A 223-nucleotide genomic window follows, 5' to 3' on the forward strand; every position below is an offset into this window, starting at 1 on the left:
CGACGCGTTATGTCTTTTAGCTTCATTCCAGCAAGCTTAGCAAGCACGCGGCCCTTGCCATTTTTAGCTTCAACAACTCTTGGGTTGAGTGACTTTGCCCCCCGAAAAATATAGAAACCATTATGGCGTTCCACATCGGCGAAATAATCAAAATCAGGATAGCCCGCATCAGCCAGAAGCAGTTTGTTGTTCATCCTCAATGCCATGGGGAGATAGGCCCTTT

Annotated in this window: 1 pseudogene; it reads right to left on the reverse strand. The window is 47.1% G+C overall.

Going from position 1 to position 223, the window contains the following annotated elements:
* A pseudogene (locus AAEZ02_RS23695) lies at positions 1 to 223 on the reverse strand (IS4 family transposase); the annotation flags it as partial.

Source organism: Shewanella sp. T24-MNA-CIBAN-0130 (assembly GCF_040310185.1).
Lineage (GTDB): Bacteria > Pseudomonadota > Gammaproteobacteria > Enterobacterales > Shewanellaceae > Shewanella > Shewanella psychromarinicola.